General features: G+C 58.4%; 17 protein-coding genes. 10 read left to right on the top strand and 7 right to left on the bottom strand.

Annotation, left to right across the window (positions count from 1 at the left end; genetic code table 11):
- Window positions 1-7: 7 nt before the first annotated feature.
- The 3 genes from ACH518_RS18650 to ACH518_RS18640 all read right to left on the bottom strand — a co-directional run bounded on the left by ACH518_RS18650 (window position 8) and on the right by ACH518_RS18640 (window position 1,871).
- Complete coding sequence (locus ACH518_RS18650; protein WP_445371173.1) at window positions 8-511, bottom strand: YqiA/YcfP family alpha/beta fold hydrolase; 504 nt, start codon at window positions 509-511, stop codon at window positions 8-10.
- A 10-nt stretch (window positions 512-521) separates the two neighbouring features.
- On the bottom strand, window positions 522-737 hold the full coding sequence (locus tag ACH518_RS18645; protein ID WP_445371172.1) for a DUF2905 domain-containing protein: 216 nt from the start codon (window positions 735-737) through the stop codon (window positions 522-524).
- A 480-nt stretch (window positions 738-1,217) separates the two neighbouring features.
- Window positions 1,218-1,871: a hypothetical protein gene (locus ACH518_RS18640; RefSeq protein ID WP_445371171.1), complete on the bottom strand. Its 654-nt coding sequence runs from the start codon at window positions 1,869-1,871 to the stop codon at window positions 1,218-1,220.
- Window positions 1,872-2,190: 319 nt separating this feature from the next.
- On the opposite strand from ACH518_RS18640, the gene ACH518_RS18635 reads away from it, so the two are divergent.
- On the top strand, window positions 2,191-2,706 hold the full coding sequence (locus ACH518_RS18635; RefSeq protein ID WP_445371170.1) for an O-acetyl-ADP-ribose deacetylase: 516 nt from the start codon (window positions 2,191-2,193) through the stop codon (window positions 2,704-2,706).
- Here the strand turns inward: ACH518_RS18635 and ACH518_RS18630 are convergent.
- The gene (locus ACH518_RS18630; RefSeq protein ID WP_445371169.1) at window positions 2,703-3,992 is read right to left on the bottom strand and encodes a hypothetical protein; all 1,290 of its coding nucleotides are present in this window, start codon (window positions 3,990-3,992) and stop codon (window positions 2,703-2,705) included. The two genes, ACH518_RS18635 and ACH518_RS18630, sit on opposite strands and share 4 nt — an antisense overlap.
- A gap of 159 nt (window positions 3,993-4,151) precedes the next feature.
- On the opposite strand from ACH518_RS18630, the gene ACH518_RS18625 reads away from it, so the two are divergent.
- The 6 genes from ACH518_RS18625 to ACH518_RS18600 all read left to right on the top strand — a co-directional run bounded on the left by ACH518_RS18625 (window position 4,152) and on the right by ACH518_RS18600 (window position 12,586).
- Window positions 4,152-5,918 (top strand): L,D-transpeptidase family protein, encoded by a 1,767-nt coding sequence (locus ACH518_RS18625; protein WP_445371168.1) that lies wholly within the window; start codon window positions 4,152-4,154, stop codon window positions 5,916-5,918.
- A 273-nt stretch (window positions 5,919-6,191) separates the two neighbouring features.
- Entirely contained in the window at window positions 6,192-6,668 is a 477-nt protein-coding gene (locus ACH518_RS18620; protein WP_140911154.1) for an SRPBCC family protein, read from the top strand.
- 71 nt (window positions 6,669-6,739) lie between these two features.
- Entirely contained in the window at window positions 6,740-7,273 is a 534-nt protein-coding gene (locus ACH518_RS18615) for a hypothetical protein (RefSeq protein WP_278211256.1), read from the top strand.
- 316 nt (window positions 7,274-7,589) lie between these two features.
- On the top strand, window positions 7,590-11,222 hold the full coding sequence (gene nifJ, locus ACH518_RS18610; RefSeq protein WP_445371167.1) for a pyruvate:ferredoxin (flavodoxin) oxidoreductase: 3,633 nt from the start codon (window positions 7,590-7,592) through the stop codon (window positions 11,220-11,222).
- Entirely contained in the window at window positions 11,215-12,228 is a 1,014-nt protein-coding gene (locus ACH518_RS18605; protein ID WP_445371166.1) for a dihydroorotate dehydrogenase-like protein, read from the top strand. Before nifJ ends, ACH518_RS18605 begins: the two co-directional genes overlap by 8 nt.
- Before the next feature lie 7 nt (window positions 12,229-12,235).
- Entirely contained in the window at window positions 12,236-12,586 is a 351-nt protein-coding gene (locus ACH518_RS18600) for a DUF4186 domain-containing protein (RefSeq protein WP_445371165.1), read from the top strand.
- A gap of 24 nt (window positions 12,587-12,610) precedes the next feature.
- Here ACH518_RS18600 and ACH518_RS18595 read toward each other — a convergent pair whose 3' ends face one another.
- Genes ACH518_RS18595 through ACH518_RS18585 form a run of 3 tightly spaced genes read right to left on the bottom strand, consistent with a single transcriptional unit; the run spans window position 12,611 to window position 16,750 of the window.
- Window positions 12,611-12,784 (bottom strand): hypothetical protein, encoded by a 174-nt coding sequence (locus ACH518_RS18595; protein ID WP_445371164.1) that lies wholly within the window; start codon window positions 12,782-12,784, stop codon window positions 12,611-12,613.
- Between the two features lie 55 nt (window positions 12,785-12,839).
- Window positions 12,840-15,086, bottom strand: coding sequence for a SpoIIE family protein phosphatase (locus ACH518_RS18590; protein WP_445371163.1), 2,247 nt, complete (start codon window positions 15,084-15,086; stop codon window positions 12,840-12,842).
- 23 nt (window positions 15,087-15,109) lie between these two features.
- Window positions 15,110-16,750, bottom strand: a complete 1,641-nt coding sequence (locus ACH518_RS18585) for an alpha-keto acid decarboxylase family protein (protein ID WP_445371162.1) — start codon at window positions 16,748-16,750, stop codon at window positions 15,110-15,112.
- Window positions 16,751-16,929: 179 nt separating this feature from the next.
- On the opposite strand from ACH518_RS18585, the gene ACH518_RS18580 reads away from it, so the two are divergent.
- The 3 genes from ACH518_RS18580 (at window position 16,930) to ACH518_RS18570 (ending at window position 21,128) form a co-directional block, all read left to right on the top strand.
- Complete coding sequence (locus ACH518_RS18580) at window positions 16,930-17,262, top strand: STAS domain-containing protein (RefSeq protein WP_140911161.1); 333 nt, start codon at window positions 16,930-16,932, stop codon at window positions 17,260-17,262.
- A 15-nt stretch (window positions 17,263-17,277) separates the two neighbouring features.
- Window positions 17,278-17,703 (top strand): ATP-binding protein, encoded by a 426-nt coding sequence (locus ACH518_RS18575; RefSeq protein ID WP_278211263.1) that lies wholly within the window; start codon window positions 17,278-17,280, stop codon window positions 17,701-17,703.
- A gap of 107 nt (window positions 17,704-17,810) precedes the next feature.
- On the top strand, window positions 17,811-21,128 hold the full coding sequence (locus ACH518_RS18570) for an NAD-glutamate dehydrogenase domain-containing protein (protein ID WP_445371161.1): 3,318 nt from the start codon (window positions 17,811-17,813) through the stop codon (window positions 21,126-21,128).
- The last annotated feature ends 249 nt before the right edge of the window (window positions 21,129-21,377 follow it).

Here is a 21,377-nt window from a genome sequence, read left to right as displayed (position 1 = left end):
CTCCCGGTTAAGGCGTTAGTTCGGCCAAGAAGCGGTCGAAGGCTGCCGTCATTAGCGGCAAAATGCTGAGCAGGCGGTGGTCCGAGTCCAGCATGTGCAAGCGGGCGCGGTGCTCGCGGCAAAAGCGCCAAGCGTTTTCAGGCGGCACGACCTCGTCTTGCCAGCCGTGAAATACCTCGATGTTGTCGGTGCCGGGGGCGAAACGGTCGCGGGCATAACCGGGCAGGTAAAACGCCGGGGCAATTAAAAACAGGCCATGCGGCTTGATCGTTTCGGCGGCGACGGTCGCCACGTAAGCGCCCATGCTCGAGCCGGCCAGCACGATCCGCTGGTAACCATGCAAATCCATCGCCAACAGTCGATCGACTCGCCACTCGGGATCGTTGCTGGCCTGATAGTCCGGGCTAATAAACTCGAAACCGCGGCTCCTGGTCACCTCGGCCAGCGCCAGGGCTTTTTCGCCCCACGGAATACTGTCCTTGCCGTGGTTGTATACCACCAGGTTATTCATCTCTTCCCCCTCATTTTCGAAAAAACAGATTAGCCAGCACGCTGAGCAGCACGCTGACCACGATCATCGACGTGATCGGAATGAACACAAAGCTGTTCTTATTTTGAATACGAATGTCGCCGGGCAATTTGCCGAACCAACTGACCAGCCAGGGCGCGTAGTTGATTATCAAACCCAGGGCCAGAAGCAGGGCGCCAATACTTATTAAGGCTTTGCCGGATTCCATGCTAGCTCCTCTTTTTAAAACGCATCGGGCTATTCTATGCCGTACGGGTTCGTTGTGCAGCGCTAGGCTCGGGTTGAGTTGTTCCAGGGAGGGCTAAAATAGCGAGCTGTCCGAAACCCGCTTGAGGTTAATCGAGACCTGGTTGTTTGGACGCGTTCTTGGTGGGAGGATCAGTTGAGGATAATCTTGGCTGCTAGTTCGATTGGCTAAAGCCGACCCATAAGCGACAGTTGGTTGATATCTCCAATGACTGCTAATAGGGGGCATAAGCTGAATCTACGTTTGTGGACGTAGGCTGGGTTGAATGATAATGAAACCCAGCTTTGAAGCCGAAAAGTTTTGAAATTCAAAAAACATTTGGATGCAAAGAAACTTAACCATTTCAAAGTATCCGCTGGGTTTCGCGTAGCTCTACCCAGCCTACGGCCCTGGATATAAAAAGGCCGCTCATTGCGGCCTTTTTATGGCATTACAATCGACTTAAGTAGTTTCGCGACGCTTACCAAATATACCAATGCCCACTAAAGCGGAGCTAAACAACCAAACTGCAGCAGGTACAGGCACGGTGGTAATCGAATTAATATTTAGCATCACCCCACCAGCATTGTCCGGTAGGTAATAATCCAGGATAAAGAAAGCGAGTGTTGTCTTCTCAGAAAGTGTAAACATCGCATAATACTGGCCGGGACCTCCTGAAGGGCTCAACTGTGGCGCAGTTGGGCCATTAGGGCCGCCGTAATTAGCACCATTGGAAGAGGCCATCGCTGCTTGATTACTGTAGACGCCCGCAGACCAACCAGAGAAAAAAACGTTACCAGTTCCGTTACCGTTATCCGTCGCAATCCCAAAATTCCATGCCCAATTAGCGCCACTGTTGAATCTCCACGCAGAGTAAGTCCCAGAAAGGTCGCCATTGGTAATACTATAGATGCCTGGGTCAAGCGTAAGCTTTACTGGATTGATCAGATTGACGGTTGCTCCTGAAAACATATTCGTCGGGCCGTTAGAACAAGCTTGCCCGTTCGGACCGCCGTTACAGCCTGAAGTGGTGGCGTCTATGGTTACCAGCGAGGCTTGTGCGCCAAGACAAACAGAAAGGAGCGCCAGCGTGACGAATGTTATTAATGATTTCATGTTTAAACTCCTTAAAAGTTGCCTGTTAAGAACAAAAAATTGAAGATGAAATGGTAAGTTTTGCAGTAAAAAATCTTTTTCAAATCGTTAAAGATTGGGTTGTTTTCTTGCATGATCCTAACACCTATATTCTATGGGTTTTGAAACCTTTTCAGATATTTTTTTGCTACAAACATCTTGACGTGGCTTTTTGACAATTATCGGGTGTTTTGTGAATAGCCGAAGACAGCTATCGCCCAACTTTCGAGCATTAGTGATACTTATACGTGTGGGCAGATTTTGGCAGAACCCAACCAACCCCAAACATCATCCAAATTTAATGCACCCCACAATCTCCGCCATTCACTCCGACATTACCGAATTGGCCGTCGATGCCATCGTCAATGCCGCCAATTCATCGCTGCTCGGCGGCGGTGGGGTGGATGGGGCGATTCATCGTAAGGCGGGACCGGAATTATTAGCCGAGTGCCGCAGCTTGGGCGGTTGTGCGACCGGAGACGCCAAGCTGACCAAAGCCTACCGCTTGCCGGCCAAGTACGTCATCCATACCGTCGGGCCGGTCTGGCGCGGCGGCTCGGAAAACGAGGCTACGCTGTTAGCCGCATGTTATAGAAATTCGCTGCGGCTGGCGGCGGCGCAGCGGCTGGAGAGTCTGGCCTTTCCCTGCATCAGTACCGGTATTTACGGTTATCCGCCGCGCGAGGCTGCGGAAATTGCCGTCGATACCGTTGTGGGCTTTTTAGGTGACCCGGCGTATCGGCTGGCCGTGACCTTTTGCTGTTTCTCGGAAGCGGATTTGCATATCTACCGAGCCTTGTTGAACAAGGCCGTTTAAGGCGTAACCACCACCTGGGCGAAGCCGCCGCCCGGCGTGCGGAAATTGGTGGTTTGGCCCTGGTACAGTCGGGCGCACACCAGTTGGGTTTGGCCGCGATAGACGAAATGGCGTAAATCCAGTTTCAAATCGCCGACATCCAACAGCCGTTCGCTGGGCTTGACCAGCGCCTGCGCCACATAATCGTGGCGCAGAATCTCGTCGAACACCCGCAAGGTCAGCTTGTCGCCGCGGTAGGCCGCTTTGCTGCCGTAGCCTTTGGCCGGTTTGAAGAATAACTGCTTGCGCTGTTGCCAGAACCACTCGGCATCTTGCGCTGCAACGATGCGGGTTTCGGCGATACCGCGGCGGAGAATGTCGCGGCTGGCGGCGTCGATGCCGATTTCGGCCAGGAATTCGGCGTCGCCGAGCAAGGCCAGATTTCTTTTGTCCGCATACAGCGCATGGTTGCGCGGATGCGGAGTCAACACCACGCCGCCGGCCAGATAAGCTTGCAACAAGGGCTGGTGTTTGGCGTGTTCCAAACCGAAGTCGGTCAACCGGTTATAAACCAGATCGATCTTGATATCGCCGTGCCATAACGCCGCGTCACGATGGCTCAGCTCGGCCGGATCGCAAATCACAGTTCGGATGCCGTGGCGTTCGAACAGCGCTTGAAACAGCAGAAATTCCGGCCACAGGTATTGGTTTTGCGGGTCTTCGTCGACAATGGCTATGGTTTGCAAGGCTTGTCCGCCGCGTTCGCATCGCCATTCGTCGGCGAACATCTGCATGAATTGCGCTTCCGGCGCGCTTCCGGTTGCCGCCAACGCCGGCCCGTCGCCGGGGCGCTGGCTGCCGGCTTCTTCGCAGCAGCGCATCTGCGCCCGGATCGCCAACGCGTTTAGCAAACCGCCGCCGGCATTGGAGTTGATTTCGATCAGCTTGGGTCCGTCCGGGCTCAAATGGAAATCGTAGCCGACGAATACGCCGTGGGCCTTGGCCGGAAAGTGCGCCGATACCGGCGCATAGCCTAGCACCCGTTTTTGGTAGGCGGGCAGGGCGATGACTGTTTCGGCCGCGGCGATGACGGCCAACTGCGCCTGCAGGCCGGCCTGATCCAGAAACACCGGCGCTTCGGCAAACAAATGAGGCCTTTCCTCTCCAATCATTCGGTATATGTCGTGCGCGGCGTCCCAGTCGGCCAATTCCCGGCGCAACAGCTCCCGGCTCAGCGAGGCACAGCGGCAGCTTCGGTTGAGTTGTTCGGCGTTTAGCGCCAGTTTAGGCAAGGGGGCGAGAGTCATTGGCTATCCGGCAAGCACGGTTTCTTCTGGCGTTATTTTAACTCGCCGGACGTCGCGGCCCGGAATAGTTTCGGTGTGGTGAGTTTGGCTGGGGACAAAGCTTGTGTGAGAGAATGTAAAGTTATGAAAATTGCCGGACGGTGCGATACGCACTTGGCAATGCCGGACTCGTTGCCGGCCCGATTTAATCCGATCAACCCGATTCAAGCCGTAACTATGTTCTGTTCGCTAAGTTTGCTCCGTATTCTGCCGCGTTTTTTCACGGTTTTGCTGATGTGCCATTGGGGTGCCGCCGCCGGAGCGGTTGAAACCGATGTCGGCAAAGCCATCGAGGCCTTACTGAACGGCGGCGGCTCAGCGCTATTGTCCGGAGCCGATCTGTCTGAGCAGCGTCCGGCCCTGATTCAGTTATACCGGGCCAATGCCAATCGCTTGTTGTGGTTTGGTGGCGCCAACCCGGCGCAGAATCGGGAACAGGCTTTGGCCGTATTACGGAATGCGGCCGATGAAGGCTTGAATCCCCGCCATTACGACGCGGAACGCCTGGCCGCATACGCCCGGCTGGCCGAGACTGCGGCGCCGGATGCGCTGGCCGGTTACGATTTGGCCTTGTCTGCGGCGCTGCTGCGTTATGCCGGCGATCTGCATTCGGGCCGGGTCGATCCGCGGAAACTGGATTATCCGGCGCAACTCGGCGGATTGCGGCCGCAGCCGGATTTGGCGGCAGTCCTGCAACGGCATTGGCAAATGCAGAGTCTGGCGCAATTGCCTGCCGAACTCGCGCCGAATAACGAGCAATACCGGTTGCTGAAGCGCGCGCTGGCCGACTTCCGCCGCCGATTGCCGGAGACCGAATCCGGCGCCGGCTTGGTATTCGCCAAATCGCTGCACCCCGGCGAGGGCGATGCCCAGATGCCGGAACTGCGCCGACGACTGCGCGAATTGGGCGAAGCTGACCTTCCGGCGGCGGCCGATGCCGACAAGGCCGCCGATATTTACGACGACGCCAGCGTCGCCGCAGTCAAGCGGATTCAGGAACGCCAGGGCTTGAAAGCCGACGGTGTGATCGGCCGACAAACCCTGGCCTTGCTGAACCAATCGGTGCCGGAAAAAATTGCCGCCATCGAATTGGCCATGGAACGCATACGCTGGTTGCCGGAACCCCCGGCCGGGCCGCATATCGTCGTCAATATCCCGGCTTTTCAGCTTTGGGCTTTCAAGGATTCGCAAGACCCGCAACCTTTGCGAATGAAGGTGATCGTCGGTAAAGCCCCGGAAAATTTGACGCCGATGCTGGCCGAGGACATGAAGTATCTGGAATTCATGCCCTACTGGAATATTCCGAAAAGCATCATGGACAAGGAAATTCTGCCTAAATTGGAAGGAGACGAAGCCTTCCTGGACGATCAGGACATCGAACTGGTCGAGCGATACAGCGACGACGAGCAGGAAGAAGATGTCGTCGCCGATCTCAAGCAAGGTCGGCTTCGCGCCCGCCAGCGTCCTGGCGCGAACAATCCGTTGGGCCGGGTGAAGTTCGTGTTTCCGAACAAAGCCGAGGTCTATTTACACGATACGCCGGGTAAGGCCGCGTTCAACCGCGACCGGCGCGATTTGAGCCACGGCTGCGTCCGCGTCGCCGAGGCCGATAAACTGGCCGAGTTCGTGTTGAGCGACCAGGAAGGCTGGAATCCGGATACCATCCGGCAGGCAATGGCCGGGCCCAAGACTCAGCGCGTCAGCTTGAAAAAATCGGTACCGGTCTTGTTTTTCTACGCGACCGCATTTGTCGATCGCGACGGCAAGCCGCGCTTTTATCCGGATATCTACGGCTACGACGCCGCGTTGCGCAATGCGCTCAACAAATCGGTTCCCGAAACCGGCTCGCAATTGACCAGCAAAGGCAACGCTACCGCGGGTAGTTAGTGGGCCGTTATCAATCCGGCCCCTAAAGACCGGTCGGCGTGAGTCTTGTCGATAGGCTCGCCATACGCGGCTTCGACCAGGCCAGTCCGCTCGGCATAGCAGTCATTAATGGGGCCGGGTCCATCAGCGCGCGCCCCTGTCTTCCCTGGGGCCGAAACCCTGTCACCCTTAAGCGGTTCACTGCGAATTCGAGTGCTACCAAAGCTCGCGCCCGCAAATTTTTACGGTAAATTCCAAGACGCAGAGCGTTGCGCTCATTGTCTTCGGGCCGTCATGAAAGTCTATTATCTTTACCGTAGCCAGTCCTTAACCTTGTCCGCCAAGCAGGCTTGGGCGTTTTTTTCGTCTCCGCACTACTTGAACCGGATTACGCCGGATTTTTTTCACGTCGATATCGCGTCGCCGGTGCCGGAGCAGATTTACGGCGGCTTGCTGATTTGCTACCGGATGAAGGCGGTCTTGGCTTGGCCGATGGTCTGGTTGTCGGAAATCACGCACTGCGACCAGCCCCGCCGGTTTGTTTACCAGCAACGCGTCGGACCATTCGCATTCTGGAGCCATGAAGTGGCGATTACCGAAACCGGCGACGGCGTGGAGGTCGAGGATATTGTGTTTTATGCGATGCCGTGGGGCTGGTTTGGCCGATTTATGCACCGAATTTTGATAGGCGGCAAATTGCGGCAAATTTTCGATACCCGGCGCGATTATCTGTTGCAACGTTGGGGCGGCGCAGCAAGCAAACCGGACTGACGCGCGCGATTGACATTTGCGCGAGCCAGGCATTTAATCCCGAATACCAAACCAAACTTCAGGAGGCGGAGATGGCTGAAGAATCAGGTTATTTGGAACCTTCCGGCGATCGGGTCGTGGCGATAGTCCAAAATCTGGACCGCGACGTCGAACGTGGCGAGGACACGATCATGTTGGGTTACGGACTCGTATTATTGGCGCCGGCTTTTGCGCCGTTACTGCCGCCCAGCATTCTGTTGCCGTTGATGGCGATTACCTTTGCCGTTTCGGCGAGCGCGGCGCGTTGGCATTTCTATAAGATGGCGCGCAAGTTGAACAATTCGCTGGCCGTGTTGGACAACTCGGAACAGGCCGCGCTGAAACCGATTGCGCAGGTGTTCGAAGAACATCCGCAGCAAACACTGGCCGTGGCCTTCAATCCGTTGAAAAATCTGAAACGCACCTGGAAAAGTATTCTGGGCGGGCTGATGATCAACCCGTTCTGGGGGCCGATTTTCTATATGCTGGGCGTGCAGTTTGTCGAAGACAAGCATTTTTTCGTGCTGAATAAAGCCGTGATCAACGTCGAGCAAAAAATCATGCCGATCGTCCTGCGCGATGAATAGGCGGGATTTAGATTATCGCTATTTTATCAACGTCTTATATTTTGAATCACTGTAAATTTAAGCCGATTTGCCCTTGAGGCGCAACGATATATCCACAGGGCGCCTATTGTACGAAAGTACAGTTATACACAGAAGCTGTGGATAAACTTGTGGTCAAATCGTGGGCAAACCGTCAAAAAGCCCGTCCGCTTTGAAGCGTTTTTAAATTGGCTAAAAATTAGCCAGCGGATTTTTGGCTATCCTTGTCTCTAGTAGAGTATAAGAGCCGTCGGCTCGCACCGAACGGCCGCCCGTAACACACGCATAAGGTCGCGCCATGTCCAAGCAAACCCTCACCATCGACGGCAATCAGGCCGCCGCCAGCATCGCCTACAAACTCAACGAAGTCATCGCCATTTATCCGATCACGCCGTCGTCGCCAATGGGCGAATGGGCCGACGAATGGGCCTCGCGCGGCCAACCCAATTTGTGGGGTACCGTGCCGCAGGTGGTCGAATTGCAAAGCGAGGCCGGCGCCGCCGGCACCATTCACGGCGCGTTGCAGGCCGGCACCTTGGCGACCACCTTCACCGCGTCGCAAGGTCTGCTGTTGATGCTGCCGAATATGTACAAAATCGCCGGCGAACTCAGTCCGGCCGTGTTCCACATCGCCGCCCGTTCGCTGGCGGCACAAGGCTTGTCGATCTTCGGCGACCATAGCGACGTGATGGCGGCGCGGATGACCGGCTTTGCGATGCTGTGCTCCAATTCGCCGCAGGAAGTGCAGGATCTGGCCTTGGTTACCCATGCGGTATCGCTGCAAAGCCGGGTGCCGTTCATGCATTTTTTCGACGGTTTCCGCACCTCGCACGAAGTCGCCAAAATCGTCGAAGTCGACGACGCTGTGATACGCGGCATGATCGACGATGCCTGGGTTGCCGATCATCGCAGCCGGGCTTTGACGCCGGATAAGCCGGTGCTGCGCGGTACCGCGCAGAACCCGGACGTGTATTTCCAGGGCCGCGAGTCGGTCAATCCGTTTTATGCGGCGTTGCCGGACATGGCGCAGCAGGCGATGGACCGTTTCGCCGGGCTGACCGGTCGCCAATACCGTTTATTCGAATACGTAGGGGCCGCCGATGCCGAGCGGGTGATTGTGTTGATGGGTTCCGGCGCCGAGGCGGTCGAAGAAACCCTGGATTATCTGAATCGGCAGGGCGAGGCGGTCGGCTTGCTCAAAGTCAGGCTGTTCCGGCCGTTCTCGCCGCAACATTTGATCGCGGCCCTGCCGGCCAGCGTCCGCAACATCGCCGTCTTGGATCGGACCAAGGAACCGGGCGCCGACGGTGAACCACTGTACAAAGACGTGCTGGCTGCCGTGGCCCAAGCCTTCAGCCAGGGCGAAAAGTTTAGCCAGATGCCGCGCGTGGTCGGCGGCCGTTACGGCTTATCGTCCAAGGAATTCACGCCGGGCATGGTCAAGGCCGTCTACGACGAGTTGAAAAACGAGCGACCGAAAAACCAGTTTACGATCGGCATTCACGATGACGTCAGCCATACCAGTCTGGCCTGGGACGCCGCTTACCGCACCGACGCCCACGACCAGACTTTTCAAGCGATGTTCTACGGTCTGGGCAGCGACGGCACGGTCGGCGCCAACAAGAATACGATCAAGATCATCGGCGAAGAAACCGAGTTGTACGCCCAGGGTTATTTCGTCTACGACTCGAAAAAGTCCGGCGCGGTGACGGTGTCCCACCTGCGCTTCGGCCCGCAGCCGATCCGTTCCAGCTATTTGATCGGCGAAAACGACGCCCAATTCATCGGCTGCCACCAGGCGGTGTTTCTGGAACGTTACGACATGCTGGCCAACGCCGCCGCCAATGCCGTGTTTCTGTTGAACAGCCCGGCGCCGGCCGACAAGGTTTGGGATACCCTGCCGCGCAAGATGCAGCAACAGATGCTGGACAAAAACATCCGTTTTTACCTGATCGACGGCAACGCGGTGGCCGAGAAATCCGGCATGGGCAAGCGCATCAACACCATCATGCAGACCTGTTTTTTCGCGATTTCCGGGGTGTTGCCGCAAGAACAAGCGATTGCCGCCATCAAACATGCGGTTGAAAAAACCTACGGCAAAAAAGGCCAGCGCATCGTCGACTTGAACTTCAAAGCCATCGACGAAACCCTGGCCGGCCTGCACCAAGTGCCGTTGCCGCAGCAGGCCAGCAGCGCATTCGACATCATGTCGCGGATTAGCGACAGCGCGCCGGACTTCATCCGCCGGGTCACCGCTGAGATCATCGCCGGTCGCGGCGACGCCTTGCCGGTCAGCGCGATGCCGGCCGACGGTACTTTCCTGACCGGCAGCGCCGCGTTTGAAAAACGCAATCTGGCGTTGGAAATTCCGGTCTGGGAAACCGATTTATGTACCCAATGCGGCAAGTGCCCGATGGTATGTCCGCACGCGGCGATCCGCAGCAAAATCGTGCCGAACGAGGCCTTGAGCAATGCGCCGGCCACCTTCAAACATGCGGCGATGCTGGGCAAGGACTTCCCGCCAGGGTTATCGATCAGTTACCAGGTGGCGCCGGAAGATTGCACCGGTTGCGGCTTGTGCGTCGATATTTGCCCGATTCGCGATAAATCCAACGCCAGCCGCAAAGCCTTGAACATGGCGCCGCAAGCGCCGCTGCGCGAGCCGGAGAGCCAAAATTGGGACTACTTTTTATCGTTGCCGGAATACGATCGCCGGCTGCTAAAAACCAATACCATCAAAGGTTCGATGGTGTTGCAGCCCTTGTTTGAGTTCTCCGGCGCCTGCGTCGGCTGCGGCGAAACGCCTTACGTCAAACTGGTCTCGCAATTGTTCGGCGACCGGATGGTGGTGGCCAACGCCACCGGTTGCTCGTCGATTTACGGCGGTAACCTGCCGACCACGCCGTGGACCAAAAACGCCGAGGGTAAAGGGCCGGCCTGGAGCAATTCCCTGTTCGAAGATAACGCCGAGTTTGGCCTAGGCATGCGGGTGGCGATCGATAAGCAAGCCGAGCATGCCGCCGAGTTGCTGGAGTCGCTACGTGAAACCTTGGGCAGCGAATTCGTCGATGCGATCCTGCACGCCGACCAATCCGACGAGGCCGGGCTTTACGAACAACGCCAGCGCGTCGCCGAATTGAAACAGCATTTACCGTCTTTAAGCCAACCCGCCGCCCAGGCCTTGCTGCCGTTAGCCGATTATTTATGCAAGAAAAGCGTCTGGATCATCGGTGGCGACGGCTGGGCCTACGACATCGGCTACGGCGGTCTGGACCACGTGCTGGCCAGCGGCCGCAACGTCAATATCCTGGTGCTGGATACCGAGGTGTATTCCAACACCGGCGGCCAGACTTCCAAATCGACGCCGATGGGCGCGGTGGCCAAGTTTTCGGCCGGCGGTAAGCCGACCGCGAAGAAAGATCTGGCCTTGCTGGCGATGGACTACGGCAACGTTTACGTCGCCCACGTCGCCTATGCCGGCAAGGATACCCAGACGCTGAGCGCCTTCCTGGAAGCCGAAGCCCACAATGGCCCGTCCATCATCATCGCTTACTCGCCGTGTATCGCCCATGGCGTGGATTTGTCCAATAACCATCGCCAGCAAAATCTGGCCGTGAAGAGCGGGCACTGGCCGTTGTTCAGGTTCAACCCGGCCAAGATTCAGCAAGGCAAGAATCCGATGCAACTGGATTCGGCGGAACCGTCGATCCCGTACCGCGACTTCGTGATGACCGAAACCCGCTTCAGCATGTTGTGGCAAAGCCATCCCGACCACGCCGAGGCTTTCTTGAAACAGGCCCAGCACGACGTCAAAAACCGCTACCGCTATTACCAACAACTGGCGGCTTTGGAATGGAGCGACGCGACCAGCGTGGCCGCCGCCAAAGCCCAAGTCAAAGCTGATCTGGCCCAGGAGCAGAACAATGGTTGATTTAGCCACCGAATATTTGGGTCTGAAACTGGCGCATCCGCTGGTGCCGTCGGCTTCGCCGTTAAGCAAGGACTTGGACAGCGCCCGCCGGCTGGAAGATGCCGGCGCCGCGGCCATCGTGTTGTCGTCGTTGTTCGAGGAAAAAATCGAAGCCGAGCAGCAGCAGATGGAGCGTTTCCTGTTCGGTCAGGGCATCGGTTACGGCGAAGCGGATTCGTTTCATCCATTGCCGTCGCAGATCGTCACCTACATGGATCAGTATCTGGATCATCTGCAACGCTTGAAAAGCGCGTTGCAAATTCCGGTGGTCGCCAGCCTGAACGGCACTTCGGTCGGCGGCTGGATCGAATACGGCAAAGCCTTGCAGGACGCCGGCGCCGATGCGCTGGAGCTGAATATTTACCATCTGGCGGCAGATATTGCCGAAAGCAGCGAGACGGTCGAAAACCGCTATCTGGACATCGTTCGCGAATTGAAGCGGCAGATCAACATCCCGCTGGCCGTGAAACTGTCGCCGCAATTCAGCTCGCCGCTGCATTTCGTGCAGCGCTTGCAACAGGCCGGCGCCGACGGCGTGGCTTTGTTCAACCGCTTTTACCAGCCGGACATCGATCTGGACACTTTGGAAGTGGTGCCGAAACTGCAATTGTCGACGCCCGCCGAAGCGCTGTTGCGGGTGCGCTGGACCGCGCTGATGTACGGCCGGGTGCGATTGTCGCTGGCCGTGACCGGCGGCTTTCACCAGGCCGACGACGTGATCAAGGCCTTGCTGGCCGGCGCCGATGTGGTGCATTTATGCAGCGTTTTGCTGGCGCAGGGCGTCGGCAAGCTGGGCGAGATTCGCAGCGAACTGGCGGATTGGCTGATCGAACACGAATACGAGTCGGTTGCTCAAATGAAAGGTAGCGTCAGCCGGCAACACGCGATCGACCCCAGTGCCTATGAAAGGGCCAACTACATTCACGTGCTGGACAGCTATACGCCGGCGCCGGGCGTATTGCGTTAGATAAACGATGCGGGATTTGGACGAGTTGTTCGCCGGTTTGGCCAAATCCCGGTTTCGCAGCCAGTTTCGCTTGAACGCGAAGGATTTGCAGTATCTGCAAACCAAGGGCATCGCAACCATCTTGAGCCACGCCGACGACTTTATCGGCAAACGACTGGCCCCAGCCCAGCCGCTCAACGACGGCAAGCAAACGCCTTACCGCGGCCATCCGGTGTTCGTCGCCCAACACGCTACCGCCTGCTGCTGTCGCGGTTGCCTGGAAAAATGGCACTCGATTGCGCAGGGCAGGGAACTTAGTCTTGAGGAACTTAACTACATCCGGTCCGTGTTGGAACGCTGGTTGCGCGCGCTGTTATGAAGCTGCGAACTCTCAAACATTCGGCTAGCGGCTGTAAAGTTGGTCGACCAAGTCTTTAAACCACGCCGGCCGCAACAGCATCACGTACAAAATCGTCAGTTCCAGAATCGGCAGCGGGATGATGTGCAACACGATCAAAACCAGCAACACTGCGCAGCACACCAGTAATTTCGGGAAGAAGGGGACTGTATTCATCATGATCTCCTCGCAAATCGGCATTATCGGTTGAAGCTTTCTCCTTTGAGCCAAGGGGTCAATGCCATTTAAACACCAATACGGTGATATCGTCGGCGAATTTTTCGCTGCCGCAGAATCGGCGCAAACACCCGAATAACCCATCGATTATTGCTTGTGGCGGCAAGTCGGCGTTGGCGGCAATTTCGGATTTGACCCGATCCAGGCCGAAAAAACCTAATTCGGCGTTTTCCGCTTCGATCAGGCCGTCGGTGTAGAGCACTATCAAATCGCCCTCGGCCAACTCGACGCTTTTTCGTTCGAAGCAAACATCCTGGCGCAAGCCGACGATCAGGCCGTCGGCATCCAGTTCGGCGAACTGCCGGCTATGGCGGTTGAACAGCAACGGCGGCGGGTGGCCGGCGTTGGCGAAATGCAATTGCCGGCGTTCCGGATCGACCTGCAAATAGAACAAGGTCAGGAAGTAGTCGGCCCGATTCAGGTCGTTGAATAAAAACCGGTTCAGCGCCGACAGCACCGCTTCCGGCCCGGCCTCGGTACTGCTTTTCATCCGGATCGCGCTGCGGGTCTCGACCATGAACAGGGCCGGACCGATCGAATGGCCGGAGACGTCGGCGATGACGATGTCCAGCCGCCCGCCGTCGCGGTAAAAATAATCGAAATAGTCGCCGCCGACCTTGTCCGCCGGCAGGCAAACTCCGGTGATCTCGAACTCGCCGGTTTTCAACGGCGCAGCCGGCGACAAGCCGGCCTGGATTTGCTGGGCGATCTTCAGCTCGTTTTGCGCCACCGCCAATTCGACCTGGGCCTGGCGAATTTGCCGCTCCGCCGCCTTGCGGCCGGAGATGTCGTGGATAAAGCCGCTGAAAATGTAGCTGTCGCCCAGTTTCAATGGTGCCACGCTGATTTCGACCGGAAACTCGCTGCCGTCGCGCCTGAGCGCGATTTGCTCGGTTTGCCGGTTCAAGATCTTGCCGTTACCGGTTTCCAGAAACCGGCGCATGCCGTTGCGATGTGCGGCGCGAAACCGCGGCGGGATGATCAAATCTTCCAGGCGGCGGCCGATGGCCGATTCCGCCGGCCAGCCGAACATCTGCTCGGCGCGCCGGTTCCAATCGGTGACGATGCCGTCGGCGTCCATGATGACGATGGCGTTGATCGAGCTTTCGATGATCAGCCGCGTACGCTTTTCCGACTCGATCAAGGCATGCTGATATTGCATCCGGGCCGTAATGTCCCTGTCCACCCCACGCCATTTCACCAGCTTGCCGTCGGCATCGAGTAACGGCAGACCGGTCGATTCGGTGATCACCGGATGGCCGTCCCGATGCCGGTAATGGTTGACCAGGGCATGAAACGACTGCTGGCTGGACGACAGGTCGACATGGGCTTGCTGGTCTTGCGCGGTCAGCAGTTCGGTGTAATGTTTGCCGATGATTTGTGCCGGCGTCAGCCCCAGGATTTGTTCGACCGCGATGCTGCTGTACAGGTAGTAACCCTTGGGGTCCTGTTCCCACAGCCATTCGCCGGATAAATCCGCCATTTGCCGGAAACGCTGTTCGCTTTCGGCCAGTGCCGATTCCACGGTTTTACGGCCGGTAATGTCCTCGGCAACCGCCAGATAGTGGGTGGTGTTGCCGAGGCTGTCCTTGATCGCGCTGATGCTTTCCGCGACCCAGTATTCGCGGCCGGTCTGGTGCCGGTTGCAAATTTCGCCCTGCCATTCGCCGCTGACCGTCAATTGCCGCCACAGGTCTTGATAATCCTGGGCCGACATTTTTCCGGATTGCAGCAAACTGGGAGTTTGCCCTAACAATTCGGCTTCGGCATATCCGCTCAGCAGCGAGAAGCGGGGGTTGACGTAGACGATGCGGCCGCTGGCGTCGGTCACCATCATCGCACTGGCGCTTTGTTCGATGACTCGGCGCATGACCAAAAAATCGTTGGCCGGATCGATGGCTTGGATCAATAACAAGGCTTTGCCAAAGTCAGACCGGGAGCTCGGTAGCGTACTGACCGTGACCAAGGCCGGAAAGCTGTGGTATCTGGCCAGAAGTTCTGCTTCGAAACATTCGGCTGATTCCCGGTCGCCGGCCCGCGCCAGCGCCGCCCGGCACAGCGTCAGGCTGGCCGGCGCCAAGATCCGCTCCAGCTCCAATCCTGACAACTCATGTGCGCCGTAACCGAGCAGCGCGGCGGCGGCTCGATTGGCGCCGTCGATTACCGGACTTGTCGTTTCGCCGTTGCCGGTCGCGTAGCCGACCAGCAACAGATTGAAGGCCAGACTATCGATCAGTTGGCGCATGGTTCGGCTCGGGCCGGTCGGCCTCAGACCCGGCTATGCAGATGCGCTGCCAGCCGCTGCATCGCGGCCGAGGCGTCGGCCGGGTCAAGACGGACGTCGATGATGCTGGGCGAGCTGCGGTTGGCCAGTGCCGCTGTGAGTGCCGCTTCGAACGCTGCCTCCGTGCCGGCGGAGTATCCTTGCAGCGGGCCGAAGACTTCGCCGAGCCGATCGAAGCGCCAATCGCCGATGTCGTTAAACGGGCCTTCCAGGATGAAGCGCTCGGTACTGTAACCGCGGTTGTTGAAGACGACCACAATCGGGTCCAGGCCCAGGCGGGCAAAGGTCGCCAGTTCGGTACCGGTCATCTGGAATGCGCCGTCGCCGACCAGAATCAGCGCCCGCCGGTCGCGGCGGGCGATTTGGGCGCCCAGCGCCGCCGGCACGGCAAAGCCCATGCTGGTGTAAAACGCCGACGACAAAAATTCCGACTGTTCGTGCACCTGTAGATCGATCGTCGCAAACAGGCAGTCGCCGACGTCGCAGACCACGATGAACTCGGGGCTGAGAGCTTGATTCAAGCGGCTGACCAGGCGCGCGGTGGTGATGGCGCGATCCGGCAACGGAAAATCCGCTGCGGTCACAGTACCCGGCGCGGCAACGAATTTTTCCGTGCGCACCGGTACCGATTTGGCCAACGCCTGCAGGAAATCCTTCAGCAATACCCGCGGGTAACGGTGCGAGCTGATCACCACTTCGTCCTGCGCCGCCCTGACCATGCGTTGCGGGTCGAGTTTGGCCGTATAAATGCCGGTGTCGACGTCGTTCAACGTCACGCCCAGCATCAGCAACAAATCGGCTTGCTCGACCAGGTAGCGGGTGTATTCGGCGCTCATGGTGCCTTCGTAAATACCGAGATAGGCCGGGTGCCGTTCGGCGATCACCGACTTGCCGGTCAACGTTGCCGCGACCGGCAGGCCGGAGCGATTCACCAAGTCGACAAGAACCCCTTGCAAGCCGCGGCGATGGATCTCCACTCCGGCAACGATGATCGGCGAGCGCGATTTTTCGCCCAGTTCCATCGTTTCCGCCACCGCTTCGGCCAATGCGGTTTCGTCGCTGCCGCAAACTTCCGGCGCCGGGCCCGGCATGGAGTAACCCGGCACTCTGACCCGGTCGCGCGGGATTTCGATGTAAACCGGTTTGGAGTAGTGGCGCGCGGCGGCCAGCGCCTGGTCGATTTGGCGACATGCGATTACCGGATCGTTCAGGACCACACAGGCGCAAGTGATGCGCTCAAAGATTTCGCGTTGAAAGGTAAACGGCCCGAAACGGTGATGCAGCAAGGGATCGTTGCGCTGCTCGTCCACGCCCGGCGCGCCGCTGATCACCACCACCGGCGACGATTCGGCGTAGGCACCGGCGACGGCATTGACCGTGTTCAACGCGCCGACGCCGTAAGTCACCGCGACGGCGCCCAGGCCGGAACAACGGGCGTAACCGTCGGCGGCAAAGGCCGCGGTGTCCTCGCGGGTGGTGCCGATATGGCGGATCGGGCTATGCACCATCTGGTCGTAGAAGCCGAGGATGTAATCGCCCGGTACGCCGAAAATCTCCCTAACGCCGTGGGCGTAGAGCCGGTCGAGCAAGTATTGGCCGATACTTTCGGCATTTTGCGTGTTCATCGTCACCTCCCGGAAAGCTACGGCTATTAGTGTTCCGCGCCGGCACGAAAAAACCAGCGCGAAGGTTGAACGTAAGACTGGATTGGGTATCGAAGTTTCCGCAGCACGCCGGTTTTGTCCGATTGCTGCTAGACTGCGGCCGAACAACCGCCGCCAATGTTTCTGCCCAACTTGCTTCTATGAAACTCGAACTCGAAAAAAATCACGGCTTAAGCGTAGTCACTATTCGGGAACCGCGGGTCGATGCCCACAATTCCGCCGAATTGAAGGACTATCTGGCGCAATTGATCGAGAGCGGCGAAAACCGGATTCTGGTGCGATTGGCCGACGTCCGCTTCATCGACAGTTCCGGGCTGGGCGCATTGTTGTCGGCCTATAAAAGAACCGCCGCCGACGCCGGCCAGTTTGCGCTGAGCAACGTCCAGCCGCAGGTGCTGTCCATGTTCGAGATCACCCGGCTGAACCGCGTGTTCGAGATTTATGCCGATGCCGCGGATATGCTGCCGAGTTAGCCGACGAGTTTGCCCATGTCTCCCACCGCCATCCAAGTCGATGTCATCATCCCGACCCACACCAAATATCTGGATCTGGTTGGCAGCATCGGCGAGCGCGTCGTCAGGGAGTTGGACGGCTTTGCCGGCGACCGGGAAGCCCTGGCCTACCAATTGAACCTGGTGCTGACCGAAGCGGCGGCGAACGTGATCAAGCACGCCCACGACGCCGCCAGCAAGGATACGGTGCGGGTCACGATCCAGCTTTTGGACGAGACGTTGACCATCAAAGTCTACGACCACGGTCAGGGTTTTGACTTGGAGACCGTGCCCAGCCCCGATTTCGCCGCCGCGCCGGAAAGCGGCATGGGCTTGTTTCTGATCCGGTCGATGATGGATAAGGTCAGTTATACTCGCCAAGCCGATTGCAACGTGCTGGAGCTGGTCAAATATTTGAAATGAGCCGGCGCCGTGGCATCCTGGAGCCATCAAGCCGACCCGCTTTTGCCTGCGCCGTAGTCTGGGAAATCGGGTAACCGGCTGCCACCTCATAACATAGGGCATCGATCATGCAGCATCAGGACCCTTCTTGGAACGAACAACTTCTCGTCGCCTTGCAGCAGGCGCTCGACGCCGAGCACGCCGCGGCGCTGTGGCGAAACCTCGCTTCTGCCTTGCCTTTCGACTATCAGGCGCTAATTACGCCGCAGCAAGCCGTACGCGATCTGCTCAACCTGGAGCGAATGTCCGGGCCAACGGTGCCATCGGCCGAATTGTTGGAACCGGCCGGCGCTACCGACGCTTACCGCCTGCATTTTTACGGTACCCGGCAACGCTATCTGGACGAGTTCATTCCGGTGCTGGAGAACCTGAATTTGCGGGTGTTGGACCAAGTCCAGTTCGTGTTGAGCCTGGAGCGGCAAACGGTTTATCTGAAAAGTTTCAGTGTCGAACCCGCGGCGGCCGATTGCCCGCCTTTGGACCGGATCAAACCGCAGCTGCTGGCCACGATCCAGGCCGTGATGGCGGGCTGGGTCGAAAACGACGGCTTGAACCGCTTGGTGGCCTTGACCGGCATGGATTGGCGCGATTGCGACGTGTTGCGGACTTACCGCAATTATTTTCTGCAGTTGCACAACTGGACCAGCAAAGCCACCATCCAGCAGGCGCTGGCTGCCAATCCCGCCGCCGCGCGCGGGCTGTTCGATTATTTTGAAGCCCGGTTTCGCCCCGATCCGGAATGGCAGGATTACGCCGTCAGGGACGAGCAGGTGTTGTTTCCGTTGCGCATGCAACTGTTGCAAACCATGGCGGCGGTGGCGAATATCCAGCACGATCGGATTTTGCGCGGCCTGTTCAATTTGATCGACGCCACGGTACGCAGCAATTTCCACCTGCGGCGCGAGGCTGCCGAGCATTTTATTGCGATCAAACTCAACAGCCTGGGCGTGATCGACATGCCGGCGCCGCGGCCGCAATACGAGATTTACGTCCACGCCGCGGATATGGAAGGCATCCATTTGCGCGGCGGCCGGGTATCGCGCGGCGGCATCCGCTGGTCGGACCGGATCGACGATTTCCGTACCGAAATCCTGGATCTGATGCAGACTCAAATCAGCAAGAATGCCTTGATCATCCCGACCGGCGCCAAGGGTGGTTTCGTGGTCAAACCGGGCGGCTCGAACCAGGACTTCAGGCAGGCCGGGCAGCAGGCCTACCGTCGCCTGATCCGCGGCATGCTGGATTTGACCGACAACCTGCGAGACGGCGTCGTGGTCGGGTCGCCGCAACTGGTGGTGCACGACGACCCCGACCCTTATCTGGTGGTGGCGGCCGACAAAGGCACGGCCAAATTTTCCGATATCGCCAATGCCGTTGCGGCCGAGTACCGGTTCTGGCTGGGCGACGCCTTTGCCAGCGGCGGCTCGCACGGTTACGACCACAAGGCCTTGGGTATCACTGCCCGCGGCGCCTGGGAATGCGTCAAGCGCCATTTCCGGGAAATGGGCAAGGACATTCAAACCGAGGCTTTCAGCGTGGTCGGCATCGGTAGTATGGACGGCGACGTGTTCGGCAACGGCATGCTGCTGTCGCCCTGCATTCGCTTGCAAGCCGCGTTCAGCGGCCAGCATATCTTTATCGATCCGAACCCGCCGGCCGGCGCTGCCGCGTTCAACGAGCGCAAACGCTTGTTCGAATTGCCCGGTTCCAGTTGGCAGGATTACGACCGAAATTTGATCTCGGCCGGCGGCGGGGTCTATAACCGTAGCGATAAGGACATTCCGGTGTCGCCGGAACTGAAGAACTGGCTCGGCATCCGCTACCGCAGCATAGACGGCGAAGCCTTGATCCAGTACCTGCTGAAGGCGCCGGTGGAATTGTTGTGGCTGGGCGGGATCGGCACCTATGTCAAAGCCGGTGCGGAACGGCACGCCGATGTCGGCGACCGCGGCAACGACAACGTCCGCATCGACGCCGGCGAATTGCGGGCGCTGGTGGTCGGCGAGGGCGCCAACCTGGGTTTTACCCAGGCCGCCAGAATCGAGTACGCCTTGCGCGGCGGCCGGATCAACACCGACGCGGTGGACAATTCCGCCGGGGTCGATACCTCTGACCACGAGGTCAATCTGAAAATATTGCTCGCCGGCCTGCACAAGCAAAAACTGGTCGACGATTGCCAGAGCTTGTTCGAAAGCCTGACCGACGCAGTATGCGCCGCGGTATTGCAGGACAACATCGCCCAAAGCCAGTGCCTGTCGCTGGACCAAATTCGTTGTCAGGCCGATCCGGGCTTGTTCATCCAGGTCGCTGAGCGGCTGGAGGCGGCCGGTTTTCTGGATCGTGGCGTCGAATCGTTTCCGGAGACCAAGGATATTCTGAGTCGGCCGGGGCAGATCCTGACCCGACCGGAATTGGCCGTGTTGATGGCCGCCGCGAAAATGTTTCTGGCGCGGCAATTGGAGAAAGCGCGCGTCCACCTGGATGAGCCTTGCTACCAGCCTTACCTGGCGGCCTATTTTCCCGCGCCGCTGCGCGATCGCTTCGGCGCCCAGCTGGCCGAGCATCCGTTGGCGGCCGAGATCAAGGCCACCGTGATCGCCAACCGGATCGTCAATCAGGCCGGCAGCAGCTTTCTGGCGCTTGATGACGGTGAGAACGGCAGCATATTGGCGGTAGTCGACGCCTATCTGGCTTTCGATCAGGCGTTGGCCGGCGATGCATTGCGGACGCGGATTGCGGCAGCCGGGCCGGAGCTGGCCAACGCTAGCCGCTATGGTGCCTTGCTGAAACTGGAACAGGCTTTATCCGGCTTGTGCGTCTGGGCTGCGGCCCGGCAGCCGGCGGTCGTAGCCGACGCCGACACGGTCGCCGTGTATCAAACGTTGCTGGCAGACTACCGCCGCTACCGCCTTGCCGACTATCCGGTCCCGGATGCCAGCGAGTATGCACAAGCCGGAATGGCGGACGATTTGGCGGCCGAGATGGGTTTTATCGAAAGCCTGCCCGACTTTTTGTGGCTGGCGGCGCTGGTCGGGGAATCGGGGCGCGATTTCGCCACTGTCGACCGCTTGCTGCAATCCGTCGACCAAACCTTGGCTATTCGCCCGCTGGCGCAGCAATTGGCGCAGATTCCGCAACGCGATTTTTGGGTCAGGAGCGTTTGCGCCGCATTGCAGGCGGATTTACGCCGCTACGCCGGCGAATGGGTCAAGCAAATGCTGGCCCACGGGTGCAGTTCCTGCGCCGAGTATATCGAACAGAAACAATTGCGGGCCGGCTTGAACCGCTACCGCAAAATTCAGGCGGAAAGCCGGAAATTGACGTCGTTGAATTTGTTGAGTTACGTCGCGCTGGTGCGCGCTTTGGGCGGGGTGTTGCCGGTGTAAGGCAAATGTGGGCTGAAAACGTCCGATGATCGCCGTCGGCTGCCGAGGCAACAAAAATGTTTAATCCACCCGTCCAAATTATGGAGGAAGGCTTACGGCGGATTCGGAGCGCAGCGACAATCCGCGAAAACCCTATTCAAACGCAAGATCAAGCAGGGCGGATATCTCGAATGTCATCCATGGTGGATTGCTTCTCGAATCCATCTTACGTCAACCGTTTATCCGTCGTACGGCCGTGTGAATCGAACG

The organism is Methylomonas sp. HW2-6 (genome assembly GCF_052474525.1).
This window is presented reverse-complemented; position numbering and strand designations above follow the sequence as displayed.

Excerpts from the sequence above, each read along its gene's own strand:
- ACH518_RS18570 (WP_445371161.1), top strand. The coding sequence starts at position 17,811 with ATGCAGCATCAGGACCCTTCTTGGAACGAACAACTTCTCGTCGCCTTG.
- ACH518_RS18640 (WP_445371171.1), bottom strand. The coding sequence starts at position 1,871 with ATGAAATCATTAATAACATTCGTCACGCTGGCGCTCCTTTCTGTTTGT.
- ACH518_RS18615 (WP_278211256.1), top strand. The coding sequence starts at position 6,740 with ATGGCTGAAGAATCAGGTTATTTGGAACCTTCCGGCGATCGGGTCGTG.
- ACH518_RS18635 (WP_445371170.1), top strand. The coding sequence starts at position 2,191 with ATGCACCCCACAATCTCCGCCATTCACTCCGACATTACCGAATTGGCC.
- ACH518_RS18620 (WP_140911154.1), top strand. The coding sequence starts at position 6,192 with ATGAAAGTCTATTATCTTTACCGTAGCCAGTCCTTAACCTTGTCCGCC.
- nifJ (WP_445371167.1), top strand. The coding sequence starts at position 7,590 with ATGTCCAAGCAAACCCTCACCATCGACGGCAATCAGGCCGCCGCCAGC.
- ACH518_RS18630 (WP_445371169.1), bottom strand. The coding sequence starts at position 3,992 with ATGACTCTCGCCCCCTTGCCTAAACTGGCGCTAAACGCCGAACAACTC.
- ACH518_RS18625 (WP_445371168.1), top strand. The coding sequence starts at position 4,152 with ATGCCGGACTCGTTGCCGGCCCGATTTAATCCGATCAACCCGATTCAA.
- ACH518_RS18595 (WP_445371164.1), bottom strand. The coding sequence starts at position 12,784 with ATGATGAATACAGTCCCCTTCTTCCCGAAATTACTGGTGTGCTGCGCA.
- ACH518_RS18600 (WP_445371165.1), top strand. The coding sequence starts at position 12,236 with ATGCGGGATTTGGACGAGTTGTTCGCCGGTTTGGCCAAATCCCGGTTT.
- ACH518_RS18585 (WP_445371162.1), bottom strand. The coding sequence starts at position 16,750 with ATGAACACGCAAAATGCCGAAAGTATCGGCCAATACTTGCTCGACCGG.
- ACH518_RS18605 (WP_445371166.1), top strand. The coding sequence starts at position 11,215 with ATGGTTGATTTAGCCACCGAATATTTGGGTCTGAAACTGGCGCATCCG.
- ACH518_RS18575 (WP_278211263.1), top strand. The coding sequence starts at position 17,278 with ATGTCTCCCACCGCCATCCAAGTCGATGTCATCATCCCGACCCACACC.
- ACH518_RS18650 (WP_445371173.1), bottom strand. The coding sequence starts at position 511 with ATGAATAACCTGGTGGTATACAACCACGGCAAGGACAGTATTCCGTGG.
- ACH518_RS18590 (WP_445371163.1), bottom strand. The coding sequence starts at position 15,086 with ATGCGCCAACTGATCGATAGTCTGGCCTTCAATCTGTTGCTGGTCGGC.
- ACH518_RS18645 (WP_445371172.1), bottom strand. The coding sequence starts at position 737 with ATGGAATCCGGCAAAGCCTTAATAAGTATTGGCGCCCTGCTTCTGGCC.
- ACH518_RS18580 (WP_140911161.1), top strand. The coding sequence starts at position 16,930 with ATGAAACTCGAACTCGAAAAAAATCACGGCTTAAGCGTAGTCACTATT.